A 10,395-nucleotide genomic window follows, 5' to 3' on the forward strand; every position below is an offset into this window, starting at 1 on the left:
GCCATATATCGATCGCCGGCGCGACGGTGGTCGCCCGTGTCATGTCTTGCAGGACGTCGGCGAAAATATCCGGGCCGCCGAGCTTCCCCGATTTCAACATCAGCGCCAGCGGCTCGGATGGCAGGCCGGGGAGGTGGGCAGTGGCACGCGACAGTCCCGGCCCCTCATAGGCACCCATGGCGATGCGGTCGATGCCGAGCGCCTTGACCACCGAACCGGCGGTCTCGCCGCCGGCGACGACCAGCCGCCGCACACCGAGTTCGAGCACAAGAATGTGTGCAATCCCGGCCAGCATCTCTTCCGCCTTTGCCGCCACCGCGTTGCGGCCATGCGCCTGCTGCAGCGCTTCGACCGTCGCTTGCGGCGCCGTCGTGGCAATGGCGATCATCGTGCCGGGCAAATGCCGCTGGGCGAAGGCACGCGCTTCGGCCACGACATCGGCGCCGGCGAAGGCGCTGGCCAGATCGATCGTCAGCAGTGGATTGTTTTGCGCAAAGCGTTCGAGCTGTTCGATGGTGCGGTCGGCAACGCTGCCGGCCAGCACCGCCGCTGGGCCGTTTATGGCCGGCAGGCTGGCGGTAACGAGATCGACTGAATTCAGCAGCCCATGCGTGAGCCAGGCCGGTGGCAGATGCGCGGCGACCGAGGAATTGCCGGTCATCAGCGGCAGGTCGAAGGTCGCTTCCGCGATCGCAACCAGGTCGCGCTCGCGGATCGTGTCGGTGACCAGCAGCGTCTCGCCGCCCGCGCTGTGCTCTCGTATGGCGTTGCGGATGGCCTCCGCCCCGGCATCGACGACGAGATAGGGCACCAGCCCGACCTTGCCTTTGCTCTGCGCCTGCAGCACGCGAACCAGATTGGAATCGGTCATCGGCGTCAGCGGATCGAAGCGCTTGGGCGATTCACCCAGCAATTGGGCGCCGCCGAACATGTGTCCCTGATAGACGGTGCGGCCGGTCTCACACAGCGCCGGAGTGAACAGCGTGACGCCGCCGCCGAGGCGCTCGAGCAGCGCCTCGGCGCAAGGACCGATGTTGCCGGCAGGTGTCGAATCGAAAGTGGCGCAATATTTGAAGAAGATCTGCCGGGCACCAGCTTCAAGCAGCCGGTCCGCCGCCTCCAGAACCTGGCGCACCGCATCGCTGGCCGCGATGACGCGGGTCTTCAGCAGGATCACATGGGCAAGATTGCCTGGTGGGATCGGCGCACTCAGTCCGACCGTGCATCCCGTTGGAATGCCGCGCGCCACCAGCATCGACGCCAGCTCGGTGCCGCCGGTCAGATCGTCGGCTATGGCGCCGAACAGGAGTGAAGGCGTCGCGGTCATGCGCCCCGTCTCATGTCCGTCTGCACCATGGCTGCCCGTCTCGCAGTTGCCTGTCTCATGTCGGTGGTCAGGCCATTCGTGGTATCATATACACAGCCCACGCGACGCAGGCGACGCCGGCGCCGCTGCAAGAACGGAGAGCGGATGTGACTGCTTCTATCGCGCCGATCGCGCGCGACAATCTGACGACGCGCGTCTACGAGGAGCTTCGCCGCGCCATGATGGAGGGCCGCTTCTGGCCGGGCCATCGCTTCAAGATCCGCGACCTTGCCGCCAGCCTTCAGGTGTCTGAGACGCCAGTGCGCGAGGCGCTGATGCAGCTGGTCCGCGAAAAGGGTCTGGAGATGGAGGCCGGTCGTTCGATCACCGTCGCCCAGCTGTCGCTGGCCCAATATCTGGAGTTGCGCAGCATCCGGCTGCATCTCGAAGGCATGGCGGGGGCGGCGGCAACAACGCGCATCGAGCCACGGGAGATCGACCGTCTGGCCGAGGTGCATGACAGACTGATTGCCAACGAGGACAATGGCCATTGGTTCGAAGCCGTCCGCGACAATTGGGAATTCCACCATTCCATCTACCAGGCGGCGCAAATGCCGGAGCTGCTGGCGATCATCGAGGGCATCTGGCTGCGCAACGGTCCGCTGGTGAACTATCAATACCCGCACGCCAGGCCGACCTACGACGGCCGCCACCGGCACCTCGACATTCTCGACGCGCTGCGGGCGCGTGACGAGAACGGCGTGCGCAAGGGCATTCAGCAGGACATGATCGAAGGCGGACGCCTGTTGGTCAAGGTTCTCGAACGGCTGAACGACGGTGCGGTCACGCCCGAGGAACTGCGCCGCGCGGCGCAGAACGGCCGCCTGGTGTCGGCCGTCGGCTGAGCGATTTGTTCCTTCCCACCGCATCGGCGCTGGTCACGCCACCTGCGCCGCTGCGGCCATGCCGGCATCGGCAGCCTGCAGGGCGAGATCTATGTCTTTTGCGGTATGCGCGGCACTCAGGAACATGTTGTGCCGGGGGTGGAAATAGGCGCCCTCGCGCAAGGCGGCCGAGCAGAAGGCGTCGGCCTTTTTGAATTCGGCATCGCCGTCGAAGAGCACCATCGGCATCGACACCGGGCCGGTCTGGCGAAGCGACAGGCCATGCTTCTTCGCTGCCGCATCGAGGCCTGAGCGCAGCCTGTCGCCGGCTTCAGTCATCCTGGAGATGGCGTCGGTGTCGCGCAGCGTGTTGATGGTGGCGATCGCGGCGGCCATGGCGACGGCGCCATACCAGAACGACCCCGTCACATAGACCTTGGTCGCGGCTTCGCGAAACCGGTCGGTGCCGGTGATCGCGGCAAGCGGATAGCCATTGGCGATCGCCTTCGAGAAAGCGGACAGGTCCGGCCGTACGCCGAGCGGTTCCCAGCTGCCGGCGAGATCGATGCGGAAGCCGGCCCTGACATCATCGACGATCAGCGCCGCGTCGGCGGCGGTGGTGAGCTCGCGCGCCCGTCTGGCGAAGGCGGCGGTCGGCAGTTCCTGGTCGCGGGCGATATCGTGGCGGAAAGCGGTGACGACGACGGCGGCAAGATCGCTGCCGGCCTGCTCGACGGCTGCCTCGAGGCTGGCAACATCATTGTAGTCGAAATGGACGATATGGGCGCGGTCCTCGGCGGTGACGCCGGCGAGCGAAGGCGTGCACCACGGCACGGCGCCGTGATAGGAGCCGCGCGCGACCAGCACCTTGCGCCGGCCGGTGCCGGCGCGTGCGATCGTCACGCAGGCCGTGGTGGCGTCGGTGCCGTTCTTCTGCAGCATCGCCCAGTCGGCATGCGCGACGGTCTTGACCAGCAGTTCGGCCAGCTCGACCAACACCTCGCCAGGGCCGTTCATCGCATCGCCCAGGCGACGCTGCCGCTCGGCCGCTGCCTCGACCGCCTGGTGATGGTGGCCGAGGATATTGGGGCCCCAACTGCACATCAGGTCGATGTACTCGCGGCCATCGACATCCCAGACCCGGCAGCCGTCGGCGCGCTCGAAGAATTGCGGATAGGCGGAGCCGAGATAGCGCGTCGCCATGTGCCCCCACATGCCGCCCGGAATGACCGAGGCCGCGCGCTCGCGCAGCAACTGGTCTTTGGAGTTGATCAGGGAAGTCATAGCGAGTTCTCCGCGTATTGATATATCATATATTGATCTTAATGCTGGAAGAACAGGATTTGCTGACCGTCCAGGATGAGGAAGCGGGAGGCGGCTGGCCGCCTCCCGCATCTTTTCGCTCAGTGGCTGAGTTCCGCCAGCGGGAGGTTGCAGCAGGCGCTGTAACGCACGCCCTTGACGTCCGATTTGTAGGCCAGGATCAGGTTCGGGCTGATCAACGGCAGGATGATCCTGTCCTTGATCATCTCCTCGCCGGCCTGATGCCACAGCTTGGCGGCCTCGTCGCCGCTTGCCGCAAGGGCTGCCTTGTAGATATCCGCTTCCTTCGGATTGAGCACCGACGGGTCGCGCACCGCGCCGGCGCGGCGCGCCCACGGGCTGCCCTTGGTCATGGCGAAATAATCGACGTATTGCGACGTGCCGTAATAGTCCGGCGCGTAGAACACCGCCGTCATCGGGATGCCGTCGCCATTGACGCGTTCGCGCCAGTTGGCGAAGGGGATCGGCTGCAGGTCGAGCTTGATGTTGATCTTGGCCAAATCCTGCTGAACCTTCTGCATCAACAGCGACAGATCGACGCCATAGACGTTCATGCCGGGAAACGCCGCTTCCATCTCGAAGCCGTCGGCATGGCCGGCCTTGGCCAGAAGTTCCTTTGCCTTGGCGACGTCATAGGGTTGCGCCTCGAAGCCCGAACCGCCGGGGAAGCCGAGCGGGATCGGTGCGCTGATCAACTGGCCCTCGGAGCCGATGGTGAAGTCCAGGATGCTCGGACGGTCGAGACCGAGCGAAATGGCCTCGCGCACTTCGGGCGTCAGCGGAACCTTGTTGGCCTTGGCGCCGGGCGACAGCGCCACATAGATGAAATTGTAGGACGGCACGGTCTCGATTTTCACGTCGCTGCCGGTCATCGTCTTGGCCGTGTCCGGGTCGATCTGCATGGCGATGTCGGCGGTGCCGCTCTGCAGCATCTGTGCCTGCGCCACCGCATCCTTGGTCTGGCGGATGACGACTTCGCTCAGCGCCGGCGCGGTGCGCCAGTACTTGTCGTTGCGCGCCAGCCGCAGTTCCGAATTGGGCTCATAGGATTTCAGCACGAACGGCGCGCTGCCGGCCGAATGCGCCAGGAACCAGGCCTCGGCATTGTCTGTCGTCGAAGCGTCCGCATCGGCCTTGGCGCCGGCTTCGGAAGCAACCTTGCTGTTGACGACCGCTGCGTAGGGCGCCGCCGCGATGTTGAGGAATTCGGAGCTCGGCGCGACCATCTTGACGACCACCGTATGCGCGTCCGGGGTCTCGATCGAGGCGACATTGTCCATCAGGAACGAGGCGCTGCCCTTGAGGTTCTTTAGCCTCTCCCAGGACCATTTCACGTCCTTGGCTTCGACCGGCGAACCGTCCGAGAATTTGGCGGCCGGGTCGAGCGTGAAGGTGAAGCTGCTCTGGTCGGCATTGCCTTCCCATTTGGAAGCGAGCAGCGGGATCAGCTTGTTGTCCTTGTCCAGCGTCAGCAGCGATTCATAGACGCTGGAATTGTAGATCTGGCAGGTGTCGCAGAAGGCGCGGTGCGGATCGAGCGAGTTGAGGTCGATGTTGCGCGCAATGACCAGCGGCTTGCTGTCCTGCGCGAACGTGGCCGGCGCCCAGAAGGCGCTGGTGGCCAGCAGCACGGCTGCCAGCATCTTCGCCCTGGTCTTGTTTCTCTGTAGGATGCTCATGTCAGTTCTCCCATTTTCTTGTCGGATCTTTGTGGCAATGCGTTCGCTCTATCCACCCACGGCAGTGAGGGATTGAAGCGCGGCCTTGAGCTTTTCAGCGCCGCCCAGTGCGGCGCGGTTGAGCGGGGCCGATACGACGGGAGCCGAGAGGCTTCCCGTCACATGCAGGATCTCGTGATCGAGATAATCGAACACGCGATCCTGAATCTCCTGTGTCAGTCGTCCGCCAAGCGATAGCCCACGCTGCACCTGTTCGATGACGGCTACCCGGTTGGTCTTGCGGATCGAGGCCTCCACCAGCGGCCAGTCGAGCCCGGTCGGGTCGAGGCTGCGCAGGTCGATGATCTCGGCATCGACGCCGGTCTCCTCGACCACCTGGCTGGCGACGGCAACCATGCTGGCGCTGGTGAGCAGTGTACAGGCGCTGCCCGGCCTGACGATCTTCGCCTTGCCGAGCCGCACGCAATAGTCGCGGTCGTCCGCAGGCACAGGGCCTTCGCTCGGGAACAGCTCGACATGCTCGATGACGACGACCGGATCGTCGCATTTCAGCGCTGAATTCATCAGGCCGATATAGTCGAAGGGCGTCGTCGGCGCGACGATGCGCCAGCCGGGAAACAGGGCGAACAGGCCGGACGGATCGCCCGAATGCTGCGAGCCGTAGCCGGTGTGCGGCGAGACGCGCACCCTGACCACGATTGGCACCGGAAAGCCGCCGCCGAACATGTGGCGCACCTTGCTGACCGCGTTGAACAGCTGGTCGGCGGCAACCAGGCAGAAGTCGCCGAACATGATCTCGACGATCGGCCGCAAGCCGCAAAGCGCTGCACCCAGCGCCACGCCGACAAAGCCATTCTCGGCGATCGGCATCGCCAGCACACGCTCCGGCCAGCGCTCCAGCGCGCCCTTTGTGGCGCCCGAAACGCCGCCGCGCAGCCGGTGCACATCCTCGCCCATGATGATGATGCGCGGGTCCTGCTCCATGGCGCGAGCGATGACCTCGGACGCGGCAACCATGAACTTGACCGGCCTGGTGTCGGCCGGCGGCACGTCCTCGATCTCGAGGAAGCGCTCGCCCTTCAGTTCGGAAAGATCGCCGCGGATCTGGTTGTCGACGTCGCTTGGGTCCGGCCACAGATGATCAGGAATGCGCAGCGCGTTGCCGCTCATCTCGGTCAGGGAATCGGCAGCGGTGTTGACCGCCTCCATGACGCGCTGGTCGAGTGTCCCGAGGTCCGAAGCGTTCAGGATGCCCATCGTCTTCAGGCGAGCCGCCATCGTCGCAAGCGGGTCGCGCGCTTTCCAGACGTCTTCCTCGGCGCGCGTGCGGTAGCCGAATTCGCTGCCCGGGCGGGCGCCGCTCTGGTGTAGAAACCGATAGCAGAGCGCCTCGACCAGCACCGGGCCGCCGTCTTCCTCAATCGTCCGGCGCGCCTCGCGCATGGCATGGTGGACTGCCACCACATCCATGCCGTCGCATTCGATGCCACGAAAGCCGAGCATAGGTCCGCGCGAGGCCAGCCGCGTCTCGCGCGTCTGCTCGTTGATGTGCGTGGAGACGGCATAGAGATTGTTTTCGGCGAAAAAGATCACCGGCAGCCGGTAGAGCGCGGCGATGTTCATCGCCTCGTAGGCCGGTCCCGCCATCATCGTGCCGTCGCCGAAGAAGGCGACCGAGATGTTGCCGGTGCCGAGCAGTTTGTTGGCGAGCGCATAGCCCGCCGCGTGCGGCAGGTTGCCGCCGATAATGGCGCTGGTGCCTGGGATGCCGGAGGCATCGTCGCGCATATGCATCGAGCCGCCACGGCCGCCGCAATAGCCTGACTTGAGGCCCATGATCTCGGCCATCAGGCCGCGAACCGATCCCTGCATGCCTGGGTTGAAAGCATCATGCAGCGGGTCGAATCCGCCGGGCGTCTGCGCGTTGACAAGCTTGGCCAGCACCTGGTGATGGGCACGGTGGGTGCCGTTGATGCGGTCGCCGGTGCCGAGCACGGACATGGCGCCGACCGCCGTGGCCTCTTGTCCGATGCTGGCGTGGGCCGGACCATGCACCAGCCCGGCATGGGCCAGATCGAGCACCTTTTCCTCGAAACGGCGGATGAGCAGCATCTGGTGATACCAGCGCACCAGGCTCGACACCTCGGCGTCGGTCCAGTCCGAATCATCGACATCTAGCCGCAACCAGGGCGCCGATGGCTGGATCGATGTCTGCTGGACCATGTCAGCTATTTCCGTTCTGGTAGATGATATATCAAATATTTTCTTAGTCGATTGGGCCGTTCATTTTTCCTGGGGCACGATGCTGGCTAGAAGGTTGCAGGCAAATGGAATTAAATTTCATTTTTGCGAGAAGGCAAAGACTAAGCCGGGACGGCGCGGTTCCGCAAGAGGAATTTTGAGACTGCTAGCAGTGCCGATGTCGGTTTCTTGGGCCGACAGGTTTTCTAACGTATTGGATGTTGGTATGATATAATCACACCGACATTATAGGAGAAATCATGGCTGCCACCGAAAAGCGCACCTTCAGCCTGCCAACAGAGCAGGCTGCTTTCATCGACCGTCTCGTTGAATCAGGAACCTACGCGACCAGCAGTGAAGTGATCCGCGCCGGCCTTCGCGCCCTGCAAGAGCGCGACGCGGCCGTAGAGCGCTGGCTCCGCGAGGAGGTTGTGCCGACCTATGACAGGTGGAAGGCGGATCCTTCCCGAGTTATCCCAGCCAACCAGGCTTTTGACGACATCCGCGCTCACCACGCCGCCCGCTTTAAGAGGGATGTGTGAAGCGCCGGCATATTGTTCTGTTGCCGGAAGCCTTAGCGGACTTAAGATGGATATACGACACCATCGAGATCGCCGCCGGCAACGTCACGGCCATACGCTATATCGAGCGTATCGAAGCCTACTGCCAGGGTCTCGACTACGCCTCGGAGCGCGGAACACGCCGTGACGATCTGCGGCCAGGGCCTTCGGGTTGTCGGTTTCGAGCGCCGTGTAACGGTGACCTTTACAGTCGAATCCGACCAAGTGGTGATCTTCCGTGTGCTCTATGGCGGCGCCAATTGGGAGGATGAGCTCTAACCTGCAACGGGAAAAGCGTAACCCGCTTAGCTGTCCGAACCCGGGCTATCGGTCGACCCGATGCTGGAAGAACTGCAAAAACAATTCCCGCTCCGTGGTGATGTCGAGCTTCTCATAGATGCGCCGGCGATGGTTCTTGACCGTGCCGACGGTGATGCCGAGGCGTTCGGCGATGTTGGCCGTCGGGTGACCGGCGAGGATCAGTTGGACCAACTCCCGCTCGCGCAGTGACAGCTCCGGCCACAGGCTGGCTGGAATGGTCGGTTCCTGGCGGGGCGAGGCGCCGAGGCCTGTCGGCGCTGACGTGCGGGAGAATTCCGTTCCGCGCGCCTTGATGTCGAGCGCATGCAGCGCCTCGAACACCGGCAGCCGTTCATCCAGCAGGGCGATCTCGCTGTCTTTGAATAGCGTGGTCGAGCGGTCGAGGAAGATGCCGAGGCACCAGTCGCCGCCGTCCGCCAGCATGATGCCGACCTCGTCGCAGATCTCCGACTGCGCCAGGAAGCCGGCTATGTACTGGCCGCGCTTGGCCTCATCGTTGGCAAGCCGTTTCAGCGGCATGATGCCCAGCCTTCGCTCGCGTCGCCACGACGCATAGAACGGGTCGAAGACATAGTAATTGTCGAGATAGCGCCGGACCATTTCGTCCGAGAAGCGTCGGTGTTTGATGAATTCGGGTGTCTGCGTCGTCGAATAGCGCGTCACCGTGACGAGGTCGTGCTCGATATCCGCGCCGATCAGGTCGATCAGGCAGTCGACATGCCTGTCCGTGCCGGTGGCGGCGATCGCTTTGGCGAGCGGCGCCCAGATGGTCCCCATGCGCATGCCCTTTTTTCGGCGATGTCAGCTCAGCCGTCATTATGTCTTTAGGCATATGGCGCGAAGCCGCCCATCGAATCTAGCCTTGCGTCAACCTAGACCAGATCCCGAGGCGACCGTGACCCAACCCAATCTCACCGGCCCCATCGTCGGCAATCCAATCGTCATCGGTATCGACGCCGGCGGCACCATGACCGACACGATTCTTGTCGATCAGGACGGCCACTTCAAGATCGGCAAGTCGGCGACCACGCCGAAGAACGAAGCCGAAGGTTTTCTCGCGTCTGCCGAGGACGCGGCGGATGCCTGGGGCATCTCGCTGGAATCATTGTTTTCCGGCGTCAACGTCGTGCTCTATTCCGGCACCGGCATGCTCAACACACTGTTGTCGCGCACCGGCCGCCGGCTCGGCCTGATCACCACCAAGGGCCTTGAGGACATGATCCTGATGGGCCGCGGGCTGCAGGCCTGGGCCGATTATTCCTACGCCGACCGGCTGCACGCGGTCACGCATCATCATCCCGATCCGCTGGTGCCGCGCCGCCGCACGCATGGCGTCACCGAGCGCATCGACCAGTTCGGCGACGTCGTGCTGCCGCTCTACGAACACGAGGTCTCCATCGCCGCGAAAAAATTGATCGCCGACAAGGTCGAGGCGATCTGCATCATGACCATCTTCTCGCATGTCAATCCGGTGCACGAGAAGCGCATCGCCGAGATCTGCCGCGCGGAGGTCGACAGGGCCGGCGCCGACATCATCGTCTACACCAGCCATGAGGTCCGCCCGGTCATCCGCGAGCAGTCGCGGCTGAATTCGGTGCTGATCGAGGCCTACGCCACCTCGCGCGGCCGCAAGCAGCTTAGGGGTATCGAGGACGTCTCGAAGAAATACGGCTTCAAATATGGCGTGCAGACGCTGCTCTCCTTCGGCGGCCTGACCTCGATCAACCATCCGCGCCTGCACGAAACCATGATCTCCGGCCCGATCGGCGGCATCCTCGGTGCTGCCTATGTCGGCAAGCTGATCGGCAATGATTCGCTGATCTGCTCGGATATGGGCGGCACCTCTTTCGACATGGGCGTCATCACACGCGGCCAGACGCGAATCGAGAACGAGCCGCTGATGGACCGTTTCAAGCTCAACGTGCCGACGCTGCATCTCGACACGATCGGCGCCGGCGCCGGCATGATCCTCAAGGTCGATCCCCTGACCAAGAAGGTCTCGCTTGGGCCGGAAAGCGCCGGCTCGGATCCCGGTCCGATCTGCTTCGATCGCGGTGGCACCGAGCCGACCATCGCCGATT

9 protein-coding genes and 1 pseudogene are annotated in these 10,395 nt (G+C 63.8%); 5 read left to right on the forward strand and 5 right to left on the reverse strand.

Features of this window, described 5'->3' with window-relative positions; translation table 11 throughout:
* On the reverse strand, nt 1-1,327 hold a 1,327-nt coding region (gene otnK / locus EN939_RS09100; RefSeq protein ID WP_164750923.1), incomplete at its 3' end, for a 3-oxo-tetronate kinase.
* 146 nt (nt 1,328-1,473) lie between these two features.
* On the opposite strand from otnK, the gene EN939_RS09105 reads away from it, so the two are divergent.
* A complete protein-coding gene (locus EN939_RS09105; protein WP_127267755.1) occupies nt 1,474-2,211 on the forward strand; it encodes a GntR family transcriptional regulator in 738 nt (245 codons plus the stop codon).
* A gap of 33 nt (nt 2,212-2,244) precedes the next feature.
* On the opposite strand, the gene EN939_RS09110 is transcribed toward EN939_RS09105, so the two are convergent.
* The 3 genes from EN939_RS09110 to EN939_RS09120 form a co-directional block, all read right to left on the reverse strand.
* A complete protein-coding gene (locus tag EN939_RS09110; protein WP_127267756.1) occupies nt 2,245-3,474 on the reverse strand; it encodes an aminotransferase class III-fold pyridoxal phosphate-dependent enzyme in 1,230 nt (409 codons plus the stop codon).
* A gap of 119 nt (nt 3,475-3,593) precedes the next feature.
* A complete protein-coding gene (locus tag EN939_RS09115) occupies nt 3,594-5,156 on the reverse strand; it encodes an ABC transporter substrate-binding protein (protein WP_164749072.1) in 1,563 nt (520 codons plus the stop codon).
* A gap of 84 nt (nt 5,157-5,240) precedes the next feature.
* Nucleotides 5,241-7,415 carry an alpha-ketoacid dehydrogenase subunit alpha/beta gene (locus EN939_RS09120; protein ID WP_127267758.1) on the reverse strand — a complete coding sequence of 725 codons (2,175 nt, stop codon included), beginning with the start codon at nt 7,413-7,415 and terminating at the stop codon, nt 5,241-5,243.
* 278 nt (nt 7,416-7,693) lie between these two features.
* Here EN939_RS09120 and EN939_RS09125 point away from each other — a divergent pair, with 278 nt between their 5' ends.
* From EN939_RS09125 to EN939_RS39810, 3 genes and pseudogenes are all read left to right on the forward strand, one after another.
* Entirely contained in the window at nt 7,694-7,975 is a 282-nt protein-coding gene (locus EN939_RS09125) for a type II toxin-antitoxin system ParD family antitoxin (RefSeq protein WP_023811572.1), read from the forward strand.
* Nucleotides 7,972-8,112, forward strand: a pseudogene (locus EN939_RS39805) (type II toxin-antitoxin system RelE/ParE family toxin); the annotation flags it as partial. The gene EN939_RS09125 and the pseudogene EN939_RS39805, both read left to right, overlap by 4 nt.
* Before the next feature lie 25 nt (nt 8,113-8,137).
* Nucleotides 8,138-8,272, forward strand: coding sequence for a hypothetical protein (locus EN939_RS39810; protein WP_306663811.1), 135 nt, complete (start codon nt 8,138-8,140; stop codon nt 8,270-8,272).
* A 45-nt stretch (nt 8,273-8,317) separates the two neighbouring features.
* On the opposite strand, the gene EN939_RS09135 is transcribed toward EN939_RS39810, so the two are convergent.
* Nucleotides 8,318-9,097 carry a helix-turn-helix transcriptional regulator gene (locus EN939_RS09135; RefSeq protein WP_127267759.1) on the reverse strand — a complete coding sequence of 260 codons (780 nt, stop codon included), beginning with the start codon at nt 9,095-9,097 and terminating at the stop codon, nt 8,318-8,320.
* A gap of 184 nt (nt 9,098-9,281) precedes the next feature.
* On the opposite strand from EN939_RS09135, the gene EN939_RS09140 reads away from it, so the two are divergent.
* Nucleotides 9,282-10,395 (forward strand): hydantoinase/oxoprolinase family protein (locus tag EN939_RS09140; RefSeq protein WP_245473068.1); only part of this gene is annotated, 1,114 nt, incomplete at its 3' end.

Source organism: Mesorhizobium sp. M7A.F.Ca.CA.002.05.1.1 (genome assembly GCF_003998335.1).
GTDB lineage: Bacteria > Pseudomonadota > Alphaproteobacteria > Rhizobiales > Rhizobiaceae > Mesorhizobium.